This window comes from Streptomyces sp. NPDC043854, from assembly GCF_056436005.1.
On sequence record NZ_JBWKDK010000003.1, the window covers coordinates 20,526 to 43,216 of the forward strand.

General features: G+C 68.4%; 22 protein-coding genes. 14 read left to right on the forward strand and 8 right to left on the reverse strand.

Going from position 1 to position 22,691, the window contains the following annotated elements:
• Nucleotides 1-38 precede the first annotated feature (38 nt).
• The 6 genes from AC068A_RS03600 to AC068A_RS03625 all read left to right on the forward strand — a co-directional run bounded on the left by AC068A_RS03600 (nucleotide 39) and on the right by AC068A_RS03625 (nucleotide 5,652).
• Nucleotides 39-1,334, forward strand: a complete 1,296-nt coding sequence (locus tag AC068A_RS03600) for a DegT/DnrJ/EryC1/StrS family aminotransferase (protein WP_478580151.1) — start codon at nucleotides 39-41, stop codon at nucleotides 1,332-1,334.
• Nucleotides 1,331-2,173 (forward strand): transketolase, encoded by an 843-nt coding sequence (locus AC068A_RS03605; RefSeq protein ID WP_478580154.1) that lies wholly within the window; start codon nucleotides 1,331-1,333, stop codon nucleotides 2,171-2,173. Before AC068A_RS03600 ends, AC068A_RS03605 begins: the two co-directional genes overlap by 4 nt.
• On the forward strand, nucleotides 2,170-3,138 hold the full coding sequence (locus tag AC068A_RS03610) for a transketolase family protein (RefSeq protein WP_478580156.1): 969 nt from the start codon (nucleotides 2,170-2,172) through the stop codon (nucleotides 3,136-3,138). Before AC068A_RS03605 ends, AC068A_RS03610 begins: the two co-directional genes overlap by 4 nt.
• Nucleotides 3,135-3,320, forward strand: a complete 186-nt coding sequence (locus AC068A_RS03615; protein WP_478580159.1) for a lysine biosynthesis protein LysW — start codon at nucleotides 3,135-3,137, stop codon at nucleotides 3,318-3,320. The genes AC068A_RS03610 and AC068A_RS03615 overlap by 4 nt, the downstream gene beginning before the upstream one ends.
• Nucleotides 3,321-3,530: 210 nt before the next feature.
• Nucleotides 3,531-4,928, forward strand: coding sequence for a glutamine synthetase family protein (locus AC068A_RS03620; RefSeq protein ID WP_478580161.1), 1,398 nt, complete (start codon nucleotides 3,531-3,533; stop codon nucleotides 4,926-4,928).
• Between the two features lie 16 nt (nucleotides 4,929-4,944).
• Nucleotides 4,945-5,652, forward strand: a complete 708-nt coding sequence (locus AC068A_RS03625; protein WP_478580163.1) for a 4'-phosphopantetheinyl transferase family protein — start codon at nucleotides 4,945-4,947, stop codon at nucleotides 5,650-5,652.
• Between the two features lie 255 nt (nucleotides 5,653-5,907).
• Here AC068A_RS03625 and AC068A_RS03630 read toward each other — a convergent pair whose 3' ends face one another.
• Genes AC068A_RS03630 through argC form a run of 5 tightly spaced genes read right to left on the reverse strand, consistent with a single transcriptional unit; the run spans nucleotide 5,908 to nucleotide 10,650 of the window.
• Entirely contained in the window at nucleotides 5,908-7,194 is a 1,287-nt protein-coding gene (locus AC068A_RS03630; RefSeq protein ID WP_478580844.1) for a sulfate adenylyltransferase subunit 1, read from the reverse strand.
• Between the two features lie 17 nt (nucleotides 7,195-7,211).
• Nucleotides 7,212-8,099, reverse strand: a complete 888-nt coding sequence (cysD, locus tag AC068A_RS03635) for a sulfate adenylyltransferase subunit CysD (RefSeq protein ID WP_478580846.1) — start codon at nucleotides 8,097-8,099, stop codon at nucleotides 7,212-7,214.
• 56 nt (nucleotides 8,100-8,155) lie between these two features.
• Complete coding sequence (gene cysC / locus AC068A_RS03640; RefSeq protein ID WP_478580165.1) at nucleotides 8,156-8,719, reverse strand: adenylyl-sulfate kinase; 564 nt, start codon at nucleotides 8,717-8,719, stop codon at nucleotides 8,156-8,158.
• Nucleotides 8,716-9,588 carry a [LysW]-aminoadipate kinase gene (locus tag AC068A_RS03645; protein WP_478580166.1) on the reverse strand — a complete coding sequence of 291 codons (873 nt, stop codon included), beginning with the start codon at nucleotides 9,586-9,588 and terminating at the stop codon, nucleotides 8,716-8,718. Before AC068A_RS03645 ends, cysC begins: the two co-directional genes overlap by 4 nt.
• A 30-nt stretch (nucleotides 9,589-9,618) precedes the next feature.
• Complete coding sequence (gene argC, locus AC068A_RS03650; RefSeq protein ID WP_478580167.1) at nucleotides 9,619-10,650, reverse strand: N-acetyl-gamma-glutamyl-phosphate reductase; 1,032 nt, start codon at nucleotides 10,648-10,650, stop codon at nucleotides 9,619-9,621.
• Between the two features lie 414 nt (nucleotides 10,651-11,064).
• Between argC and AC068A_RS03655 the strand changes: the two genes are divergently transcribed.
• The 6 genes from AC068A_RS03655 to AC068A_RS03680 all read left to right on the forward strand — a co-directional run bounded on the left by AC068A_RS03655 (nucleotide 11,065) and on the right by AC068A_RS03680 (nucleotide 17,863).
• On the forward strand, nucleotides 11,065-12,267 hold the full coding sequence (locus AC068A_RS03655; RefSeq protein ID WP_478580170.1) for an ATP-grasp domain-containing protein: 1,203 nt from the start codon (nucleotides 11,065-11,067) through the stop codon (nucleotides 12,265-12,267).
• A 180-nt stretch (nucleotides 12,268-12,447) separates the two neighbouring features.
• Complete coding sequence (locus AC068A_RS03660) at nucleotides 12,448-13,515, forward strand: fatty acid desaturase family protein (RefSeq protein ID WP_478580171.1); 1,068 nt, start codon at nucleotides 12,448-12,450, stop codon at nucleotides 13,513-13,515.
• Nucleotides 13,502-14,833, forward strand: coding sequence for an O-acetylhomoserine aminocarboxypropyltransferase/cysteine synthase family protein (locus AC068A_RS03665; protein WP_478580174.1), 1,332 nt, complete (start codon nucleotides 13,502-13,504; stop codon nucleotides 14,831-14,833). Before AC068A_RS03660 ends, AC068A_RS03665 begins: the two co-directional genes overlap by 14 nt.
• Nucleotides 14,830-15,558, forward strand: coding sequence for a gamma-glutamyl-gamma-aminobutyrate hydrolase family protein (locus AC068A_RS03670; protein WP_478580177.1), 729 nt, complete (start codon nucleotides 14,830-14,832; stop codon nucleotides 15,556-15,558). Before AC068A_RS03665 ends, AC068A_RS03670 begins: the two co-directional genes overlap by 4 nt.
• 20 nt (nucleotides 15,559-15,578) lie before the next feature.
• Entirely contained in the window at nucleotides 15,579-16,748 is a 1,170-nt protein-coding gene (gene metX / locus AC068A_RS03675; protein WP_478580180.1) for a homoserine O-acetyltransferase MetX, read from the forward strand.
• 56 nt (nucleotides 16,749-16,804) lie between these two features.
• Complete coding sequence (locus tag AC068A_RS03680; RefSeq protein ID WP_478580182.1) at nucleotides 16,805-17,863, forward strand: aminotransferase class I/II-fold pyridoxal phosphate-dependent enzyme; 1,059 nt, start codon at nucleotides 16,805-16,807, stop codon at nucleotides 17,861-17,863.
• A gap of 129 nt (nucleotides 17,864-17,992) precedes the next feature.
• Here the strand turns inward: AC068A_RS03680 and AC068A_RS03685 are convergent, their stop codons facing one another.
• Genes AC068A_RS03685 through AC068A_RS03695 form a run of 3 tightly spaced genes read right to left on the reverse strand, consistent with a single transcriptional unit; the run spans nucleotide 17,993 to nucleotide 20,176 of the window.
• Nucleotides 17,993-18,256, reverse strand: coding sequence for a phosphopantetheine-binding protein (locus AC068A_RS03685; protein WP_478580185.1), 264 nt, complete (start codon nucleotides 18,254-18,256; stop codon nucleotides 17,993-17,995).
• Nucleotides 18,257-18,297: 41 nt separating this feature from the next.
• A complete protein-coding gene (locus AC068A_RS03690) occupies nucleotides 18,298-19,230 on the reverse strand; it encodes a beta-ketoacyl-[acyl-carrier-protein] synthase family protein (RefSeq protein ID WP_478580188.1) in 933 nt (310 codons plus the stop codon).
• Nucleotide 19,231: 1 nt separating this feature from the next.
• Nucleotides 19,232-20,176, reverse strand: coding sequence for an alpha/beta hydrolase (locus AC068A_RS03695; RefSeq protein ID WP_478580190.1), 945 nt, complete (start codon nucleotides 20,174-20,176; stop codon nucleotides 19,232-19,234).
• A gap of 238 nt (nucleotides 20,177-20,414) precedes the next feature.
• Between AC068A_RS03695 and AC068A_RS03700 the strand changes: the two genes are divergently transcribed.
• Together AC068A_RS03700 and AC068A_RS03705 are read left to right on the forward strand one after the other, a co-directional pair.
• Nucleotides 20,415-21,647 carry an MDR family MFS transporter gene (locus AC068A_RS03700; protein ID WP_478580193.1) on the forward strand — a complete coding sequence of 411 codons (1,233 nt, stop codon included), beginning with the start codon at nucleotides 20,415-20,417 and terminating at the stop codon, nucleotides 21,645-21,647.
• Between the two features lie 28 nt (nucleotides 21,648-21,675).
• Nucleotides 21,676-22,449, forward strand: coding sequence for an SDR family NAD(P)-dependent oxidoreductase (locus tag AC068A_RS03705; protein WP_478580195.1), 774 nt, complete (start codon nucleotides 21,676-21,678; stop codon nucleotides 22,447-22,449).
• The last annotated feature ends 242 nt before the right edge of the window (nucleotides 22,450-22,691 follow it).

The window sequence follows — 22,691 nt, forward strand, 5'->3', positions numbered from 1 at the left end:
CCTGGATCGACCTCCGCGACTGAGCGGAATGGAGAGTGATGAGCAAGCTGGCAGCGTTCGGCGGTACGGCGTCCGTGCCAAGGGACCGACGCCATGTGCAGTGGCCGCTGATCGAGGACGAGGACCGGAAGGCCGTCCTCGACGCACTCGACGGCCCCCGCTTGGTGTCGGACACCGACGGCGTGAACGCGGTGTCCCAACTCGAGGAGTACTGGGCCCGCCGCTTCGGCCACGAGACGTGCGTCGCGGTGTCCAACGGCACCGCCGCCCTGGCCCTCGCCCTGGCCGCGCTCGGCATCGGTCCTGGCGACGAGGTGATCGTGCCCGCGTTCAGCTTCATCGCCACCGGGCTCGCCCCCGTGCACCAGATGGCGGTGCCGGTCTTCGCCGACATCGACCCGGTCACCTTCAACATCGATCCGGACGACGTCGAGCGCCGGATCACCCACCGGACCAAGGCGATCATCCCCGTGCATCTGCACGGCGCGCCCGCCGACATGGACCGGCTCACCGCGATCGCCCGCAAGCACGGCCTCGCGATCGTCGAGGACGCCGCCCAGGCTCCCGGCGCGACTCACCGCGGACGGCCGGTCGGCGCGATCGGTGACGCGGGCGCCTTCAGCCTCCAGGTCAGCAAGAACATACCGACCTGCGGTGAGGGCGGCCTGGTGGTCACCCAGGACGCCGGACTGGCCGCGGAGATCCGCCGCGGACGGCAGTTCGGCGAGGACATCGTGGCCGGCCGGGATCGCGACTACATCTCGTACGGCCTGGGCTGGAACTACAAGATGAACGCCCTCCAGGCCGCCTTCACCATTGCGCAGCTCGACCGGTTCGATGCCTACGAACGGGCCCGGCAGGAGAACGTCACCGGCTTCCTCGCACGCTTGGCCGAGCTGCCGGGCCTGACGGTGCCGACCGCACTGCCGGACACCACCCACGCCTGGCACATCCTGCGCTTCCGCTTCGACCCTGCCGCGTTCGGCCTCGACGGCGTGCGGCCCGAGGCGCTGCGCTCGGCACTGCGGCGGCTGCTGCGCGCCGAGGGCGTACCGATGTCGCAATACCAGCTGATGCCGTTGCCCGACCAGAAGGTCTTCGTGGACCGCGTCGGCTTTGGCTCCGGCTACCCGTGGTCCGTGACCGGCGCGTCCGGCACGACCGCAGGCAAGGGCTACCCGGTGACCCGTGCGGTCATCGCCGACTCGCTCACCATCCAGAAGCGCCATCTGCACCCGGGCGCGGGCGAATTGCTCGGCCTGTACGCCGACGCCTTCGAAAAGGTCTGGGCGAACAGGGACATGGTGGCCACGCTCGCGAAGGCGGCCTCATGACCGTCACCCAGGTCCGGGAGCGGGACACCCTTCAGGCGGTCGCCGCACGCATCCGCTCCCACGTCGTCGACATGTGCGCGGGGCCCGAAGGCGGCCACCTCGGCGGCGCGTTCTCCAGCGCCGACATCCTTGCCGCGCTGTACTCCTCGGTGCTGAAAGTGGACCCGCAGCGGCCGGACGACCCGGATCGCGACCGCTTCCTCCTCAGCAAGGGCCACGCCGCCGTCGGTCTCTACGCGACGTTGGCCGAACACGGCTTCTTCCCGGTCGAGGAACTCGCCGGATACGGACGCCCCGGCAGCAGGCTGATGGGCCATCCGGTTCGCGCGGTGCCCGGTGTGGAGCTGCCGACCGGTTCGCTCGGTCACGGACTCGCGCTGGGCTGCGGGTTCGCGCTGGCCGCTCGGTCCGCCGGCCGTGACTCGCGCACCTTCGTACTGCTCGGTGACGGCGAGCTCCAGGAGGGATCGGTGTGGGAGGCGGCCATCGCGGCCGCGTCGCTGCGCCTCGACCGGCTGGTAGCGGTGGTGGATCGCAACGGGCTTCAGCTGACCGGTGCCACCGAGGGGATCGCCCCGATGGAACCACTGGCCGACCGCTGGCGCAGTTTCGGCTGGGCGGTCCGCGACGTGGACGGCCATGACCCGAACCAACTGGCGGACCATCTCAACGCCGCACCGTGGGAACCGGGCAAGCCGAGCGTGCTGATCGCCCGCACGGTCAAGGGCCAGGGCCTTCCGTTTCTCGCCGGCCGCAGCGCCAGTCACTACGTGACCCTGTCGCCGCGCAATCACGCGCGGGCGGCCCGTGCACTGCAAGCCATGGAGGCCACCGGATGACTCGCGCGACCCGAGAGGCGTACCGGGACAGCCTGCTGCCTCTGCTTCAGCGGCATCCCGAGCTGATCTGCCTGGACTCCGACACCGGTCTCTTCAACGCCGAGTACGCCGCGACCGCCGGCGACCAGTATCTCAACCTCGGCATCGCCGAGCAGAATCTGATGGGCATGGCGGCAGGGATGGCCGCGTGCGGGCGGATCCCGTTCGTCAACACGATGGCGGCCTTCGCCACCTCCCGGGCGCTGGAAGCAATCAAGATCGACATCGCCTACAACAAGTTGCCGGTCCGCATCATGGCCACCCACGGCGGTCTCGCCGCGGGCCACCTCGGTCCGACGCACCAGGCCCTGGAAGATCTCGCCGTGATGCGAGTACTGCCCGGAATGACCGTGGTGGTGCCCGCCGACGCCGCCGCCACGGAGGCGTTCGTCGAGCAGAGCCTGAACCTGGCCGGACCGCTCTACGTCCGGCTCGGCCGCAAACCGACCCCGGCACTGCCCGCGGCCCCGCCACCGGTCATCGGAAAGGCGCAGACACTGCGGCAGGGCGGCGATGTGGTGCTCGCGAGCTGCGGACCCTACCCGGTGCTCGCCTGCCTCGCGGCAGCGGATGTCCTCGCCGGACAAGGCATCGAGGCCACCGTGCTGAACATGCACACGCTGCGCCCGTTCGACACGGAGACGCTGGTGACCGCGGCCCGGCCCGCCTCGCTCGTAGTGACGCTGGAAGAGCACTGGCGCAGCGGCGGCCTCGGCGGCGCGGTCGCCGAGACACTGGCGGAGGTGGCGCCCACACGGGTGTTGAGGCTGGGGATGCCGGACCAGTTCGTCGACGAGGTGGGCAACCAGGAACACCTCGTCGCACATTACGACCTCACCGCGGAGCGGGTCGTGAGGGCGGTCCGTACCGCCCTCGACACGGAGGCCCGCTCCGGTAAGACCGATCGAAAGGAATACATCTCATGACCACGACCATGACCGCCGCGCAGGCCTGTCCGGAGTGCGAGGAACAGGTACAGATCAGCGATTCGGTGCGGCTCAACGAGATTCTGGAGTGCGTGGGCTGCCGCAGCGAACTGGAGATCGTAGCGCTGAACCCCACGGTGCTCGCCCTTGCCCCCGAGGTCGAAGAGGACTGGGGCGAGTAAGTCCGAGGCAACCCGCCGGCAAGCAAGCTGAACGGCGGCGTAGTCGGCACTCCGGAACGCGACGGCTCCACAGGACCCGGTCCTCCAGCGGCAGGCTTTCAGAGCTGGCCCCTGCGGACCGGGTCCGCTTCCTCGGAGCCGCCAACACAAACCCCGAAGCCGCTTTTGGGCCATACCTCAAGCACACCCTGACCGAAGGAGGCGCCATCCGTGGCTGACCGAACCCCCCCGCTCGAGGTCGAGGAGCTGCGCCGCCTCGTGGACAGCGGCGAGATCCACACGGTCATCCTCGCCTTTCCCGACATGCAAGGGCGCCTGCAGGGCAAGCGGTTCGCCGCTCCGTTCTTCCTCGGCGAGGTGCTGAAGCACGGCACCGAGGGCTGCAACTACCTGCTCGCGGTGGACGCCGACATGAACACCGTCGACGGGTACGCCATGTCGTCCTGGGAGCGCGGCTACGGCGATTTCGCGATGCAGCCCGACACCGCCACGCTGCGCCGCGTCCCCTGGCAGCCCGGCACCGCGCTGGTCGTCGCCGACCTCGCCTGGAACGACGGCTCGCCGGTCGCCGCAGCGCCGCGCCAGATCCTGCGCCGCCAGATCGAGCGCCTCGCCCAGGTCGGACTGGAGAAGGAGGGGCAAAGGTGGACTGCGCAGGTGGGCACGGAGCTGGAGTTCATTGTCTTCCGCGACACCTACGAGGACGCCTGGAAGCGCGCCTACCGCGACCTCACCCCGGCCAATCTGTACAACATCGACTACTCGATCTTCGGCACCGGCCGCGTCGAGCCCCTCCTCGCCCGCATCCGCAACGAGATGGCGGGCGCCGGGCTCACGGTCGAGTCCGCCAAGGGCGAGTGCAACCTCGGCCAGCACGAGATCGTCTTCCGCTACGACGAGGCGCTCACCACCTGCGACCAGCACGCCATCTACAAGACCGGCGCCAAGGAGATCGCCTCCCAGGAGGACATGGCGCTCACCTTCATGGCCAAGTTCAACGAGCGTGAGGGCAACTCCTGCCACATCCACCTCTCCCTGACGAACGAGGCGGGGCGCCCGGTGATGGCTGGGGACGGTCCTGGCGGGATGTCCCCGGTGATGGAGCACTTCCTCGCCGGGCAGCTTGCCGCCCTGCGCGATTTCACGCTCCTCTATGCGCCCAACATCAACTCCTACAAGCGGTTCCGGCCCGGCTCCTTCGCGCCCACGGCCGTCGCCTGGGGCTTCGACAACCGCACGTGCGCGCTGCGCGTCGTCGGCCGCGGCCCGTCGCTGCGCCTGGAGAACCGGGTGCCCGGCGGGGACGTCAACCCGCACCTCGCCGTGGCCGGCCTCATCGCCGCCGGCTTGTACGGTATCGAGAACGAGCTGCCCCTGCCGGCACCCTGCGCGGGCAACGCCTACGCCGCCGCCGACGGCGTTCGCGTCCCGACCGTCCCCACGACGCTGGGCGAAGCCGCTGCTCTCTGGGAACGCAGCGAGATCGCCCGCGAGGCCTTCGGGGACGACGTCGTCGAGCACTACCGGAACATGGCGCGCGTCGAACTGGACGCGTTCGACACCGCGGTCACCGACTGGGAGCGGTTCCGCTCCTTCGAACGCATGTGAGGGACCGGCTGTGGACATGGCGGGCACCGAAGCATGCGATAGGGACGATGTGCACGTCTGGGCGCTGCAGCTGCCGGCTGGTGTCTCGGATTCGTGGCTCGATCCATCAGTTCTGGACGAGGGGGAACGTCGTCGCATGGCGGCTCTCACCCACGACGGTGACCGTATGCTCTACGGGTTTGCCCACTTGGCGCTTCGTGTGGTCCTGTCCGCTCTGATTGGCGCGACGCCCGACGCACTTCGCTTCACCCGTGCCCCCTGCCCATGCTGTCGGGAGCCCCACGGGCGGCCCGTATTGCTCTCCGCGTCACTGGAGTTCTCGCTGTCCCACAGCCGAGATCTGGTGCTGATCGGAGTCGCGCCGGTTCCGATCGGCGTCGATGCGGAGCCCGTGCCGGAGCCCGAGGCTGCAGAGCAACTCGCGCAATTGCTGCATCCGTCGGAAAGCGCGGAAGTCGAGGCTGCCGCCCCGGAAGACCGGCCGGCAGCTTTCGCCCGCCTGTGGGCTCGCAAGGAAGCCTATCTGAAGGGCCTGGGCACCGGTCTTCGCCGCGGCCTCGCGGTGGACGACGTACGAGCCGACCTTCCGGGCTGGCACCTCACCGACCTCCCGCTGGAAACCGGGTACGCCGCTGCCGTTGCGGTGAATTCCCCGGAACCCTGCGCGGTCCGCATTCACCGCGCCCTTCCGACGTGCTCGGACGTGACAGCGATCGACAGCTGATCAGGCGGTATCGGCGCCGCCGGCGAGGTGGGAAAGAGTTCGGACACGCGCACGGCCACCGAGCCGCATCGCCGGACAGCTCGCCCGCAAGGGAGGCTGGGCCCGGGCCGCGCGGTCATGGTCCGCTCCACCCATCGGGTGGAGCGGACCTGGGGCACTGCGAAGGTCGTGGTCACACTGCCGACGACGCGCTCGCGGTGATCACCGATGACGTCCTGGGCCCTGCTGTCCGGTCAAGCCCACCTGCGCCGGCCCTCACGCGCCGATCATCCCGGCGGCGAGCGTCGCCCCGTCCTGCGGGTCGATGAGCAGGAACGAGCCGGTCCGCCGGTTCTCCAGATAGTCGTCGACGGCGAGCGGTTCGGCGGTGCGGATCCGCACGCCGCCGATGTCGTTGACGGACAGGACGTCATCGCAGGGCAGCCGGTGGGCGTCGGTGACATCCAGGCGGTAGTCGATCTGCTCCACCATCGCGGGGACCGTCCTGGTGGTGTGCTTGAGCAGCACACGCTGTCGCGTGCGCAGCGGGCGGTCGTGCAGGTTGCAGACCTTGGCGCTGATGTGACGAACCGTCTGGGGAGCGGGGCCCGCGGTCAGCATGTCGCCCCGGGAGATGTCGACGTCGTCGGCGAGCCGGACCGCCACCGGCTGAAGTGCCCTCACGGTGTCGGTCTCGCGGCCGAGCACGCTGAGACCGGCGACCGTGGAGGTCTCCCCGGACGGCTGCACGACCACAGGGTCGCCGACCCTGAGCAGGCCGGAGGCGAGTTGCCCGGTCAGCCAGCGCTCCACCGACTGCCGGTCGCCCGAGGGGTTGCGGACCACGTACTGCACCGGAAGCCGCACCGGCATGTCGGCCGGTTCTGCGCCGAGCGGCACATTCTCCAGGTGGGACAGCAGCGTGTCACCGCCGTACCAGTCCATGTGTGCCGACGGTTCGACCACGTTGTCGCCCGTCAGCGCCGACATCGGGATGGCGGTGACGTCGGCGATGCCCAACCTGCCGGCCCGCTCGGCGAACTCCTCCGCGATCTCGGCGAAGACGGACTCCCGGTAGCCGACGGTGTCCATCTTGTTGACCGCCAGCACGACCTGCGGGACCCGGAGCAGAGCCGCGATCGCGCAGTGCTTCATCGTCTGGGGGACCACGCCCTGGCGTGCGTCGACGAGGATCACCGCCAGGTCCGCGGTGGACGCACCGGTGACCATGTTGCGCGTGAACTGCACATGGCCCGGTGTGTCCGCGAGGATGAACCGCCGTTTGGGCGTCGCGAAGTAGCGGTACGCCACGTCGATGGTGATGCCCTGCTCCCGTTCCGCCCGCAGGCCGTCGGTAAGCAGCGCCAGGTCGGGCCCGTCCTGGCCCCGCCTGCGTGAAACCTCCTCGATGGCCGCCGCCTGGTCGGCGAGAACGGACTTGGTGTCGTACAGCAGCCGTCCGACCAACGTGGACTTGCCGTCGTCGACCGAGCCACAGGTGGCCAGCCGCAGCAGGCCACCCGGGAACCGGTCGGACGTGCCGCCCTGAACTGCCCTGTCCATGAAGCCTGTTGACATATCTAGAAGTATCCTTCTCGCTTGCGGTCCTCCATGGCTGCCTCGGACAGCCGGTCGTCGGCCCTGCTCGCACCGCGCTCGGTCACCCGGCTCGCTGCGATCTCCGCGATCACGGCGCCGACCGTCGAGGCCGACGAGTCGACTGCGCCGGTGCAGGACATGTCGCCTACCGTGCGGTACCGGACCTGGCGCTCGCACAGGGACTCGTCGTCCCGGTGGCCGCCCCAGTCACCGGGCGCCAGCCACATGCCGTCGCGCTGGAACACCTTGCGCCAGTGCGCGAAGTAGATCTCCGGCAGTTCGATGTCTTCCTGCTCGATGTACTGCCAGACGTCAAGTTCGGTCCAGTTGGACAGGGGGAAGACCCGGACGTGCTCGCCCGGCTGGTGGCGCCCGTTGTACAGCTGCCACAGTTCGGGCCGCTGCCGGCGCGGATCCCAGCCGCCGAACTCGTCCCGCAGGCTGAAGATCCGCTCCTTGGCGCGGGCCTTCTCCTCGTCGCGCCTGCCGCCGCCGAAGACCGCACCAAAGCGGCCATCACGCACTGCGTCGAGCAGGGGTACGGTCTGCAGCGGATTGCGGGTGCCGTCGGGGCGCTCGCGGAGCCTTCCGTCGTCGATGTACGACTGCACGGACGCCACGTCGAGGTGGAGGCCGTACTTCTCGACGATGCGGTCGCGGTAGGCGATCACCTCGGGGAAGTTGTGGCCGGTGTCCACGTGCAGCAGCGAGAACGGCAGTGGCGCCGGGGCGAACGCCTTGAGCGCCACGTGCAGCATGACGATCGAGTCCTTGCCGCCGGAAAACAGCAGCGTCGACCGGTCGAATTCCCCCGCCACCTCACGGAAGATGTGTGCCGCCTCGGCTTCCAGAGCTTCGAGATGGGCCATGGGGGACGGTGCTGGGGAGTGCTGCGGGCCGGTGAGCACGGCCGGGGTCACGACGGTCATGACAGACCTCGCTCGGTGAGCAGCGCGTGCACCTGCCGGACCGACTCCTCGACGGTCTGGTCCTGCGTGTGGATGCGCAGCTGGGGGCGGACCGGCGCCTCGTAGGGGTCGTCCGCGCCGGTGAGGCCGCTGAGTTCGCCCGCGGCCTGCATGGCGTACAGGCTCTTCACGTCCCGGTCCGCGCAGATTTCCACCGGAGTCGCCACATGCACCTCGAGATAGGGGACGCCCTGTGCGGCGTGCTGGTCACGCACCGCTTCCCGTGACATCGCGTACGGAGCGATCACCGGCACCAGCACGGTGACGCCGTGCGCGGCGAGCAGCCCGGCCACGTAGCCGATCCGGCGCACGTTGGTGTCCCGGTCCTCCTTCGAGAAGCCCAGTTCCGCCGAGAGCGCCGCACGGACCTCGTCGCCGTCGAGTACCTGCACTCGGTGTCCCTCGGCCTGCAGCCGCTCGGCGAGGCCCACCGCGATGGTGGTCTTGCCTGCGCTCGGCAGTCCGGTCAGCCAGACCGTGCCGCCCTGCCACGCGGCTGGTTTGCCATTCGGTTCGGTCATGCGCGGATCTCCGTTTCGCGGGAGCTGTGGACCGGCTCGTCGGCAGGGGCGATATGCACCGTGGTGCCGGCACCTGCGAGCGCCTGGCTGACGGGGTCGGGGGTACGTCCGTCCGCGATGCGTACGGTGCCGACTCCGCCGGCGAGTGCCTCGCGTGCGGCGATGAGCTTGAGTGCCATGCCGCCGGTGGCGGACGGGTCGGGCGGGCCGGTCGAGGACATGTGATGGGTGCCCTGCACGCTGGTGGGATCGTCGGGGTCGGCGAGTACGCCGGGTGCCCCGGTGAGCAGCAGGAGCTGGTCGGCGCCGAGCGCGACGGCGAGGGCCGCCGCGGCGCGGTCGGCGTCGACGTTGACCGGGTGGTCGTGTTCGTCGATGGCGGGCGGCGAGACAACCGGGACATGGCCGATGCGCAGCAGCGTCTCGAGCAGTTCGGTCCGGACTGTGGTGAGCCGGCCGCTGTGGTTGTCGCGGATCAGCACGGTGCGGCCGTCGACGACGGAGCGGATGACGGACTTGCGGCGGGCGCGGAGCATGCCGCCGTCCATGCCGGTGAGTCCGACCGCGGGCACGTTGTGGCGGGCGAGTTCGGCGACCAGCTTGGGTTTGACCGCGCCGGTCAGCGCGAGGACGACCACTTCGAGCGTGGCCGGGTCGGTGTAGCGCGTGGTGACGTTGTCCGGGGCGACGAGCGTGCGCTGTGGGACGCCGAGTTCCCCGGCGAGCCGCCTGATCTCTCCGGAGCCTCCGTGGACCAGGACGATGGAGTGCCCTTCGTGGACGAGGCGGGCGATGTCGGCACAGATGCCCGCGGCGTCGACGGCCGGATTGCCGCCGCATTTGACGACGGTGAGTGGTGCGGTGGTCACGATCTCTCCGGTGGGCGAGGGCGGGAGGGGCTAAAGGGGGTGGAGGCCGGGGAAGGTCAGGCCGAGGGCTTCGGGCCGGCCCATACGGATGTTGAGGCACTGGACGGCGTTGCCCGCCCCGCCCTTGACGAGGTTGTCGAGGGCGCCGATGGTGGTCAGGCGTCCCGTGTCCTCGTCGAGGGCGTAACCGACGTCGCAGAAGTTGGATCCCAGGAGGATCTTCGGGTCGGGATAGCGGAAGATGCCGCGCTGGTGGGCGACGACGCGGACGAAGGGTTCCTCGGCGTACTGCTGGCGATAGGCCCGCCGGAGGGCGGATTTGTCGACGCCGGGGCGCAGGGTGGCGTGGCAGAGGGTCTGGACCCCGCGGACGGCCTCGACGCCGGTGGCGGTCATCGTCGCCGACACTCCCAGGTGCTGGGAGATCTCCGCCTCGTGGCGGTGGCTGGTGGGAGCGAACACCCGCATCGCGCCGCTGCGTTCGGCGTGCAGATTCGCCGGGCCGGCGGTGGACCCGGAGCCGCTGGAGCCGGTGCGGGCGTCGATCTGGACGCCCGCACCGGTGTCGATCAGACCGTGCGCGACGAGCGGGTACAGGGCCAGCACGCCGGACGTGGCCATGCAGCCGGGCACGCTGATCAGGTTCGCGCTGCGCAGTCGCTCGCGGTGCAGTTCGGGCAGGCCGGGCACGAAGGCGTCCAGCAGATGCGGGGCCTGGTGCTCCTCGCCGTAGTAGCGCTCGAAGGTCGACGCGTCGTCGAGGCGGAAGTCACCGGTCAGGTCGATGACGAGTTCGGCCCGCTGGGTCCAGTACTCGATCTGGGTCATCACGGCCCTGTGCGGCAGGGCCAGGAAGACCGCGTCGCACTCGCCGACCTCGTCGGCGGAGCAGAACAGCAGATCGGTGGAGGCCCGCAGATTTGGATGCACTCCGTCGACCCGCTTGCCGGGGAAACGCGAGGAAACCGCGCCGACCACCTCGACCTCGGGGTGGCCGATCAGCAACCGCAGCAGCTCCCCGCCGATATAGCCGGCCGCTCCGGCCACCGCCACCCGTATCACGACTCCACCCCGATCACGAATTCGCTCAAGGCCACGGCCATGCGACCCTCTCCCGTTCACTCACACATGCCTGATTGACCGGCGCAACCGTCCGCCGCATCGAAAACGCAACCTACGAACCCATCCGCCCCGCACACGTCCGCGGCAAAAGCATTCCCGATGACGCATCGGGATGACATTCCGGCCGCATGACTACGCGTCTCGATTACTCGGCAGCAATTCCGTCCGTGTCACCCTGAAAGAAGGACCGGCATGTCACGGCGCGTCCTTCTGTTCCGGCTTCTTCGCCGGAGGGTGGCGAGCGTTTGAACACGCAGAACCTGCACCCGGTTCCGGTCCGTGAGGGGCAGGGTCCGCCCTGTTCATCAATCGATCGTTCATCACTGCCGAACACCAACCCTGGAGGGTCGCGGCGTGAAATCCGTACTCATCTTCTCCAAGCTGCATTTCGGCGGCGTGGCCCTTGTCGCCGAACAGCTGCGAGCCCGTGGGCTGCGTTCGGTGCTGGTCTCCGAACTGCCTGACAACCGTCACCGCGACACATGCGATGACCATGTCGTGGTCGACTGGGGCAGCGAGGACCTGTCCATACTCACGACCCGGCTCGAACAGCGTGGCATTGTCCCCGTCGCCGTCGTCAACATGCTCGAATCGTTGGCCCCCTGGCAGATGGGCCTGGCCGCGCACTACGGCATTCCGGGGGCCGACGAGAATCGCCATGTGCTGCTCGACAAGTTGCTGGTTCGAGAGCGCATGCAGGCCCTGGGGCTGTCCGGCATTCGCTTCTCCGACGACCCGGCGACAGTGGACTTCTTCCCCGTCATCGTCAAACCCTCGCGTGATTCCGGGGCCTCGCGGCTGGTCAGCCGAGCGGACGGTCCGCAGGAGCTTCTCGCCTACCGGCACCGCCTGACCGAAGCCGGCCTGGCCGACACTGAGCTGATCACTGAGGAGTACCTGCCCGGAGTCGAATTCTCCGTGGACGGCCCCGTCGTCGAAGGCCGGTTCCATCCGGTCCTGGCAGTCGAGAAGCCCGAGCACGACGACGTCAGGCACCATGACGCGGGACTCGAGTTTCATCCGCCTCAGCAGGATCACGTGCGCGAGGGTGTGCGCGTCCTGTGCGAGAGGATCACCACGCTCTGCACCGACCTCCGTCTCGACCAGGTCTGGCTGCACTTGGAGGGCCGGGCCGCCGAGGACGGTCGCACAGAGCTCATCGAGATCAATCCACGCCCTGGCGGCGGCATGATCCCCGCAGCGGTCCGCGAGATCAGTGGGATCGACCCGATCGAGGCGCTGGTCTCCATGGCATTGGGGGAATTCACGCTGGATGGTCCGATTCCTCTTCGAGACCGGCCGGTCATCGGCTGGATCGACATGGAAGGCCACGAGCTCGGCACTGTCGAGGTGCACACCACGGAGGGTGATCTGCGCGAACTGCCCGGCGTGGTCGGCGCACAGATCACCAACGGCTACCAGATCACCGACTTGGAGCAGGAGAACTTCTTCCTCCGCTTCGCGGTCATCGCCGATTCCGTGAGTCAGTTGCGTGAGCGTGTGGAGACCGTCCAGAACAAAGTCGATTACCGCATCACGCCGCCGCAGGCGAGTTGAACGACCAGGTAAGCAGGATCCGCAGTCGGCGGCGGAGAAGGGTCAGCGTGACACGTAACCGCGAAGTCGGTTGTCGCGGACGTGCACGATGGATGCGCATCTCTATTGTCCCGTCGGCGCGGCAGATCAACGAAATCCCAACGTGAAGAACCGCCACCGAGGTGGAGGCAAGGAGGGTGAGTGACCACCGACACGACGACCTGGGCGTACACGGGTCGGCGATACACCATGTATCGCTTTCCGGCAGATGTGGAACGCGATCTGAAGGCGTTGAACAAGCCTGACAATGTACGCGCGTTGCTGGCATGGCTCGCGGACCTGGTGTGGATGGCCGGCTGTGTCCTGCTGTGCGTGTACGGATCGTATTGGTTCTATCCGCTGGCAGCCCTCGTCATCGGTGCCAGACAGCGTGGCTTGTCGACGATTCTTCACGACTGTGCGCACGGGGTCGGCATATCGAATCGCAGGCTGCAGATGTTCGTCGGCACCGTGCTGACCGCATACCCGATTTTCCAGCAGCACTACGCGTACAAGGTGTCGCACGTCTACACGCACCACCCTCGCCTCGGCAGCCCCGAGCTCGATCCCGACCTGCGTTTCTTCATCGAGCAGGGGGCCTATCGGCAGGACACGGCACCGTCGTACATCCGGCGGGTCGTGCTGATGCCGCTGCTCGGTTCCCAGACGTGGGCCTATATCCGTTATCTCGTCCGCAACCGCTACCGGATTCTCACCGGGGCGGAGAAGACGTCGGCCTCCGCCAACCCCGTGCAGCGGCGCAAGCGGATTCTCGACGGGCTCGGATTCTGGGTTTTCTGGGCGACCGTAGTCGGTGCGGCCTGGCAGGGGGACTGGCTCATCGGACTGCTGCTCTTCTGGGTTGTCCCGTACCTGACGAGCTTTCAGATTCTGGGCTGGTACATCGAGCTGTCGGAGCACACTCCTTTGGTGCGGGACTGCTCGGTCGACCTCTACATGACACGCAACCGCAAGAGCCGCTTGTGGGAGCGGCTGCTGACCGGGATTCACAACGACCATTACCACCTGGAGCATCATCTCGACCCGCGTACCCCCTTCTACAATCTGCCGCAGGCTCGCGAGATACGCATGCGCGATCCCAAGTACGCGGAGGTGGACGCTCAGTTCGGTGGCCTGTGGCACCGCGGTCCACAGGGGCAGCCGAGCGCGATCACCGCGATAGTCCGCTCCATGGTCCGGGAAAAGGAGTACAAGAATGTCGCAGCATGAGGCAGTCATGAAGGCCAAGACATTCCGTACCGCGGAGACAGCGGCCATTCACGGCGGATACGAATGGCGGCTCGGCATCACACCGCCGATCGTCACGCCGATCTTCCAGACCTCCGCGTATGAACTGCCCAGTACGGCGGACGCGGCCGGGATCTTCGACCTCCAGCAGGACGGACATGCCTACACGCGCCTGAACAACCCCACGTGCGATGTGCTCGAGGAGCGCATGGCCGCCGTGGAGGGGGCCGCCGCCGGGCTCGCCGTGGCCTCCGGGCAAGCGGCGATCGCGCTCGCCGTGCTGAACCTGTGCCAGGCCGGGGACAACATCGTCAGCTCCAATGAGCTGTACGGCGGCACGTGGAATCTGCTGGCCAACACCTTCAAGCGGATGGGCATCGAGACCCGCTTTGTCAGTCCTTCGGACCCGAAGAACTTCGCTGCCGCCACGGACGAGCGCACCCGCTGCTACTTCGGGGAGACACTGCCCAATCCGCGGCTGAGCGTGTTCCCCATCGAGGCCGTCGCCGAGCTGGGGGAGCAGGCGGGTGTGCCACTGATCCTCGACAACACGATGGTCCCGTACGTGTGCCGGCCGATGGAGCACGGTGCCCACGTCGTGGTCTACTCCGCCACCAAGTACATCGGCGGGCACGGATCGACCCTCGGCGGGCTCATCCTCGACTCCGGACGCTTCGACTGGGAGGCCCACGCGGAGCGCCACCCGCTGCTGACCCAGCCGGACGTGGCGCACGGCGGAGCGGTGTGGACGCGTACCGGAAAGAACCTGGACACTGCGCTCGGGCGGAGCAGCTATCTGCTCAAGGCCCGCGAGACCCTGATGCGTGACCTGGGCCCCTGCCTCAGCCCGTTCAACGCCTGGCTGCTGCTCCAGGGCATGGAGACGCTGCACCTGCGGATGCGCGCCCACGGGGAGAACGCGACCGCAGTGGCACGCTTCCTCGAGAAGCACCCCAAGGTCGGCGCGGTGCGCCATCCCAGTCTCGCCACCGGCGAGCAGGCCGAGCTCGCCGCCCGCTACTTCGGTGCGAACGGCGGCCCGCTCATCCAGTTCGAGCTGACCGGCGGACGCGAGGCCGGCTGCAGGTTCATCGAGTCGCTCGGGCTCATCTCGCATGCGACGAACGTCGGTGACGTCCGCTCACTCGCCACCCACCCGGCCTCGACCACCCATGCCCAGCTTCCCGAGCAGGAGCAGCTCGCTGCCGGAGTCACCCAGGGATCCATCCGCCTCGCCGTCGGCATCGAGCACATCGACGATCTGCTGGCCGACCTCGGTCAGGCGTTGGACCGCTCATGACCCGGCCGCTCGTCGCTCTCGCATGCTCGGCCGAGACCTGGGACGACGTACGGCATGACGCGGTGCGCCACGCCTACGTCGCCGCGCTGGAGGAGGTGGCCGAGTGCGATGTCGCCCTCATCCCGGGGGCCGGCCACACCTTCGCTGCCCGCCTCGACCGGTTTGACGGACTGGTGCTCGGCGGCCATGAGACGAACGTCGCGCCTGAGCGCTACGCGGCGTCGAACGGGCCCGGCCCGTTCGACCCCGATCGCGACACACTCGCGCTTGCGCTGATCCCGGCGGCCGTCGAGGCCAGTCTCCCCCTCCTCGGCATCTGCCGAGGGCTGCAGGAGCTGAACGTCGCCCACGGCGGCACCCTGCGCACCCTCGAATCGGGGGCTCATCGCGAGGACCTCTCGCTGCCGCGGGACGAGCAGTACCTTCCCGCCCACGAGATTCGGATCGTCGAGGGTGGAACGCTGGACGAGCTGACCGACCGCGTCGGTTCGGCTCGGGTGAACTCCCTCCACGGCCAAGCGATCGACCGTCTGGGCGCGGGGCTTCGGACCGAAGCCGTAGCTCCCGACGGCGTCATCGAGGCGGTATCCGTCACCGACGGCGGCCACCCCTTCGGGTTCGCCGTGCAGTGGCATCCCGAGTGGTACGCCACCACGGACCCGCTGTCGAGGAGGATCTTCCACGCTTTCGGTGAGGCCGTCCGGAAACACACGGCGGGCCGCTGACTTCTGGAGAACTGACAACCTTGAACACGTCTCTCGTCACCGAAGACCCCAGGGCCATCACCCTCGGCCTTCCCGCAGCTCTCAGCCGTCATCTGGAGGTCGCCACTCTCTTCACCCAGGACTGTCCGCTCATTCTGGAGTCGGGCCGTTCGCTTTCCCACGTGCAGGTCGCCTACGAGCAGTACGGGACCCCGTCGCCCCACCACGACAACACGGTGTTCATCTGCCATGCCCTGACCGGGGACTCACACCCGGCGCAGCACGACCCGGACGACATCCCCGGGTGGTGGGACGTGATGGTCGGCCCGGGCCGCCCCATCGACACCGACGTCTTCCATGTCGTGTCCGCCAACGTGCTGGGCGGCTGCGCGGGAACGACGGGGCCGCTGTCCCCAGGGGCGACCGGCCGCCCGCTCGGACCGGACTTCCCCGAGATCACGGTCGCGGACATCGTCACCGTGCACCGAGCGCTGCTCATGCATCTCGGCATCGGCCGCCTGCACTCGGTGGTCGGCGGCTCGCTGGGCGGCATGCAGGCGCTGGAGTGGCTGCTGCGCCATCCCGGCGACGCGAGGCGCTTTGTACTCATCGGGACGGCGCCCCGGCTGACCACCGACGGTCTGGCGGCCCACGCGGTCGGCCGGGCGGCGATCCGCTCCGACCCGCAGTTCGACGACGGCCGTTACGTGGACGGCCTCTTCGGGTCGGGCCCCCGACGGGGCCTGGGGATCGCGCGGATGGTCGCCCACCTCACGTACATGTCTCCCGAATCACTGGAGGCCAAGTTCGGGCGCTCCGTCCAGATCGGCCCCGAGCCCGTCGGCCCGGCGCACGGACGGTATGCCGTCGAGCGCTATCTCGAGCACCAGGCCGACAAGTTCGTGGATCGCTTCGACGCCAACACCTATCTCCACCTTACGAGCGCGATGGACCGGTTCAACGCCTTCGCCCGACCGCACGCCCTGTCTCCGGACGCCGATCCCGCGGTCCATGTGTTCAGCTTCGCCTCGGACCGGCTCTTCGGCAGCGACGTCACCAGGGAACTCCTGGACGAGCTGACGGCCACGGGGCTTACGGAGGTCACCCACTACCGGGACACCACGTCGAGCGCCGGTCATGACGCCTTTCTGCTCGAGGTCCCGGGATATCTGGACGAGTTGAGAGCCGTCCTCATGCCGTCCGCCGTGTGACGCCGTACCCCCTGAGCAGTTCACACCTTCATCCGCAACGTCTGTAGGGACATGTCTTGATCGAGAACACGCCGACTGCAGTGAACACCCAGGGCGGGGACCTGAGAGGTTTCCACGACCGGGAGTACCTGGACCTGGGGACCTGCGTGAACCGCTACGGCCCGCCTCCCGTCGTGGTAGCCGCACTGCGGTCCATCAAGCCGGAGCATCTCCTTGCGCACCCCTACGGATCCGAGGAGCGCTTCACCGAGGCCTACGCGGACTTCATGCGGACGGCGCCGGAGCGGCTGATACCCGGGCGCGGGATCACCGAGTTCATCCGCGTCCTCGCCGAGATTCTGCCGACGGAGCAGGTCGCCGTCGTCACGCCCGACTACACCGACACCATCCGCTGGTTCCCCACGCATCTGGACCCGCCGTCGGGTACCGTGGAGACGCCCCAATCGCGTCTGGACCGTGTGGCCGCAGGAATGCGAAACCATCCCTACGTCTTCCTGTCCAACCCGAACAATCCGCTGGGCTTCTATCTGCACCGGGACGATCTGGTGGAGATCTGTCGCGCCAACCCGGACTCGGTCCTCATCGTTGACGAGGCGTACATCGAGTTCCTGCCCGAGCACCGCGAACTCTCGATGACGCAGACCGGCCTGACGAATGTGGTCGTGCTGCGCTCCCCGAACAAGTTCTTCGGCATCGCCGGCACCCGCACTGGCGCGCTGTGGACGCTGAACCCGGAGATCCACGCCAAGGTGTCGGCGCGCAAGCGCAATTGGGCTCTCTCGTACGTCGATGTGGCGCTGGCAACCGCCGCCCTCGCCGACACCGAGTGGGAAGACCGCACCCGGTCCGCGCTGCTGACCAACGCCCTCATCCTGGAGGAGATCATCGGCGATCGGTTCCCCGGCCTGGTACGCGGCGTCCCCGTGCACTACCGCTTCATCGCCGTCGACGACCCCATCGAGGCGCACCGGTTCTTCCTCGACCACGGGGTGGCCGTACGGGCCTTCGACGGCAAGCAGCCGGGGCGTATCTCCGGGCTGCGTATCACGGCACCCACCGCCGCGGAGCTGGCGAACCTCAAGGCCTCGATGACGCCGCAGTTGTCGTACGCGTGAGCGAGGGCTGGCAGCATGATGCCGCCCCCCGTCAAAGGACGGGGGCGGCATCATGCTGCCAGCCGTCGCTCAGCACGCGAGTGGCCGGGGGCGGTTGTGCCCCCGGCCACTTGTTTGCGCAACCGTGTGTTACGCGGCGTTCTGCCTGCGTCCGTCGATCAGCAGGGCGAGGTCCGCAATGCTCCTGTCGCCGATCAGCTCGCTCATCTCCACCTGGACCGAGGTCTCCTGGAGGATGCGGTACTGCACGCCGACCGTCTGCAGCGAGGTGGCGGCGAGCTCGCGCAGGGTCCGCGGAGCGACCTCCTCGGGCTCGGACAGCTGCAGCACCTCCCGGACAGTGTTCTGCAGCCACGACAGCGTGGTGGGCTCGGCGTCGACACTCTTGTGCACTTCGGTGACTCCTTCGTTGGGTGACTGGAGGCGGGGGCGACTCATGCGGCCCGCAGCAGGACGCACATCCGCAGCCCTGACACACTCGACGCCAGCAGGTAGAGCCCGCCCGGGCGGACACCGCCGGCCGACTGCCGGTCGACGAGGTTGATCAGCGGGTCCGCGGCGAAGCAGTGCCCGACCCTGGTGATGTTGGAGGTGTCCAGCTGGGACGGGTGGAACCCGGCCTGGAGCTCCTTCATCATCACGATCGGCAGAAAGATGTTGTTGTGCAGCAGCCCGTCGATCTCCTCGACGCCGATGCCGGCCTCGGCGAAGAGCCGCTGGTTGGCCGTCTTGGCCAGGTCGGCGCTGATCTCGGTGCCCCGGAGCATGGAGGCCGGATCCTGAGCGTGCGCGTCGGCGACCCACTCGTAGGACTCGGGAGCGCTGTCCACCCGTTGCGAGACCAGGCAGGCGGCCGCGCCGTCGCTGAACAGGGCGAAGTCGGCCAGCCGCGCGGACTCGTCGGGCACCGCGTCGGTGGTGATCACCAGCACGGTCCGGTGCCGGCCCGCGGCGACCATGGTGGCAGCCGTCTGCAGACCGGTGAGCAGAGTCGCGCACCGGTTCAGGGTGATCCCGGTGACCGGGACGTCGCTGAGTTCGAGGCCGCGCAGGACCGCCGCGATCAGGTCACCGTGCGCCCCGACCTCGCCGGGGAACGTGGTGGAGCACAGTACGAGCGCGTCGATCTCGTCCGGTGCGATGCCCGCCGCGTCAAGGGTCTGCCGGCCCGCCTGTACGGCGAGCGCGGCCGTGTCGAGTTCCGTGCGGTGTACGGTGCCCCAGCCCCACATTCCGGCATCGGGCAACATCCGTCGCTCGTCGATGAATTCAGCGAATCCCTCGATCGCGGAGTGATCCGTCGCGAGCTCGCCGAGCACATACCTGGGCGCACGCAGCACCACGCGCCGGGTTTCAGCCATCCTCATGTCAGCTCGTCCATCGGTGCAGGAAATCGGCGATCAGACGCATCGCGTTCCTGGACGTCTCGAGCACCGCCGAGAGTTGGAGAAAGCCGTGCGGCAGATCCTTGTGCGGGTGGAACTCCACCGGCACACCCGCGTTGGAAAGCGTCTTCGCGTACTCCTCGCCCTCGTCGTACAGGGGGCAGTACTCGGCGGTCATGAGCAGAGTCGGCGGAAGTCCGCTGTGATCGGCCGCCTTGGCAGGTGAGGCATAGGGAGATTCGCCGTCGGCGGGATCGGCGAGGTAATGCCCCCAGAACCAGGCCGACGACTGTGCGTTGAAGAACATCGGATCGACGTTGTCCCGCATGGATTGCGTCGTGGCGTCATTGCGCGTCGGCGGGTAGACGAGCACCTGAGCGGAGACCTTCGGCCCGCCCTTGTCCCGGGCCATCAGGGCCATGACCGCCGCGAGATTGCCGCCGGAGCTGTCTCCGGCCACGGCTATGCGGGCGGGGTCGGCGCCGAGTTCGGACGCGTGCTCGCCCACCCACTCCAGGGCGGCGTAGCAGTCGTCGATTGCGGCCGGGAACGGGTTCTCGGGCGCGAGCCGGTAGCCGACGGATACGACCACGCAGGGGGTCAGGCTGGCCACCGCGCGGCAGATCGCCTCGCACGTGTCCAGGGATCCGACGACCCAGCCGCCGCCGAAGAAGTACACCACCACGGGGAGCGGGCCGTCGTTCGCGCTCTCGCTCTGCGGGCGGTACGCCCGCAGAGTCAGCGGACCCGCCGGACCGTCGATGTCGAAATCGAATACCTCTTTGGGTTCTTTTACCCAATCCCAGATTTCGGCTTCGGTATCCCGGTCTGCCACCCGGGCCTGGTCCACCGGCATGGTGTACAGCGGCGTGAATCCGGTGGCGACGCGATAGTCCCTGATTCCCCTGTAGATCGGGTCAAGTGGCATGAAAAATTCCTCAGCTCCCAGGACGGTATCAAGAAAATCCGGTCCAACATCGAGAGTGGCACGGACCCGGACCGCGCTGGGGTAACCCAGGCGATTAGCCGAGGTGGGAGAGGGTCAGCGTAATGTGTGCCACACAATGAACTTGCCGCGGACGCAGGGGAGTCTGCGCGATCGTAGCGTCCCTTTCGGTCCGAGAAGGCGGCAAGACACGGAACAAAGGAGACACGGCGTGAGTACCATGGAGTCGGACCAGCCGAGCGTAGACAAACCGCGGCTCCGTGACACGCTGCGCGGCCTGCCCCGTCGGGTCTGGGTCGTCAGTCTCGGCAGCCTGATCCTGAGCGCCGGCAGCTTCCTGCCCTCGTTCATCGTGCTCTATCTGGCCGGGGACGGGCACTCCTCGTCGGCCGCGGGGCTCGTCCTCGGCGCGTCCGGCGTGGGCAGTGTGCTCGGCAGCGTCATCGGCGGCCACCTCACCGACACCATTGGCCGGCGCCCGGCCATCCTGCTGTCCGTCGTGGCCACCGCGGGCCTGACGGCGCTGGTGCCGTTCGTCGGCCCGATCGCGCTCATCGTCGTGCTGGTCGGTCTCATAGGCCTGGTGTCGCAGATCCACCGGCCGGCCATGGCCGCGGTGCTTGTCGACTCTGTGACTGCGGACCAACGGCTGGCTTCCTTCGCCGTGTTGAGGTTCGCCCAGAACATCGGCGTCGCCCTGGGCGGCGCCGTCGGAGGCGTGGTCGCCAGCATCTCCTATGTGGGGCTCTTCCTCGGCGAGGCCGCAGCGCTGCTGCTGTTCGGCCTGATCGTGACCGTGCTGTTGCGGGACACGCCCACTGCGCAGACCGACGCCGAGGAGACGGAGAAGGAGAAGGACACGGCGGTCGGGTACCGAGATGCGCTCGGCGACCGCACCCTGGTGCGCTTTCTGCTGATGAGCGTGTTCGCCATGTTCGTCTACATCCAGACCACCGTCGGCCTGCCCCTGCACGTCAGCGACGTGGGCATGAACGCCCGCGATTTCGGTCTCCTCATGGCGCTCAACGGCGTGCTGGTGGTGCTCTTCGAACTGCCTCTCATCGGCGTCGTCTCCAAGTACCGGCCGCACTACGTCCTGGCCGTCGGCAACCTGTTCACCTGTGTCGGTCTCGCACTGACCGGGTTCACGACCGGCATGGGCCTACTGGCGGTGACGGTGCTGATCTGGACGATCGGCGAGATGGTGTACTCCTCCGTCGCCCAAGCCCATCTGGCGAGTCTGACCCCGCCGGGCATGACCGGGCGCTACCAGGGGCTGTACGGCGCCGCGTACACGATCGGCACGGGCGCGGGACCGGTCATCGGCGGCGCCCTGTACACGCTCGCGCCCTGGGCGCTGTGGGCCATGGTCGGCGTCCTCGGGCTGGTGAGCGCCCAGCTCTGTCTGCGACTGCGCCGCCCGGATGACGTGGTGGCCGTCGCGCATTCCTGATAGTTCCACATGTGACAGGAGAGAACCGGTGAGTGACTTCGAAGGACTCGTGGCGATCGTCACGGGCGGTGCCCAGGGCATCGGTCTGGCCACAGCGAAACTGCTGACCAGCAGGGGCGCGAAGGTTGCCGTCCTCGATCTCAAGACGGAGGGCCTTCCGGACGACGTCTTCGGCGTCCAAGCCGACGTCGGCGATGACGCCCAGGTCGAGGCGGCGGTGGAGGCCGTGGTCGAGCGGTTCGGCCGCCTCGACATCGTGGTGAACAACGCCGGCATACCGGCGGTCGGCGATGTCGCCACGAACAGCTCCGAGGAGTGGCTGAACGTCCTGAACGTCAACGTGGTCGGCATGGTCAGGGTCGCCCGGTATGCCCTGCCGCATCTGCGCCGCTCGCCCGCCGCGGCGATCGTCAACACGTGCTCGATCGTGGCGTGGGCCGGCCACCAGACGCGTGCGCTGTACTCGGCCAGCAAGGGCGCCGTGTACTCGATGACCCTGGCCATGGCGGCGGACCACGCCCGCGAGGGCGTGCGCGTCAACTGCGTCGCGCCCGGCACGGCGGACACCCCGTGGGTGGAGACCCAGCTGCAGGGGACGGCGGATCCGGAGGCTGCCCGGGAGTCGCTGCTCAAGTTCCTCGCGCCGGGCCGCCTGGTGACGGCCGACGAGGTGGCGGGCGCGATCGCCTACCTGGCGAGCCCGCTGTCGAGCGCCTCCGTCGGCATGATGCTCGCCGTGGACGGCGGTCAGCACAGCCTGCGCCTGCGGCCGCAGGACCAGCAGCACCTCATCGGGCGCTGACCCGCACCCAGCCATTCGGCCCCGAGACCGCTGTCCGCGGTCTCGGGGCCGAATGCGTGTGTGGGGTGGCGAAGAACCTCACTTGCCAACGAGCTCGTGCACGGTAAGCGGTGAGACGTCGAGCCCTGGATGGTTGATCACGGTCGGGTGGTGAGGACCGTGACTCGTGCAGCGATCGTCAGCAATCTCCGGATCACGGGGCTGTCGGCCGGCGTGATCGGTGAACTCATTGCCGAGTTGGG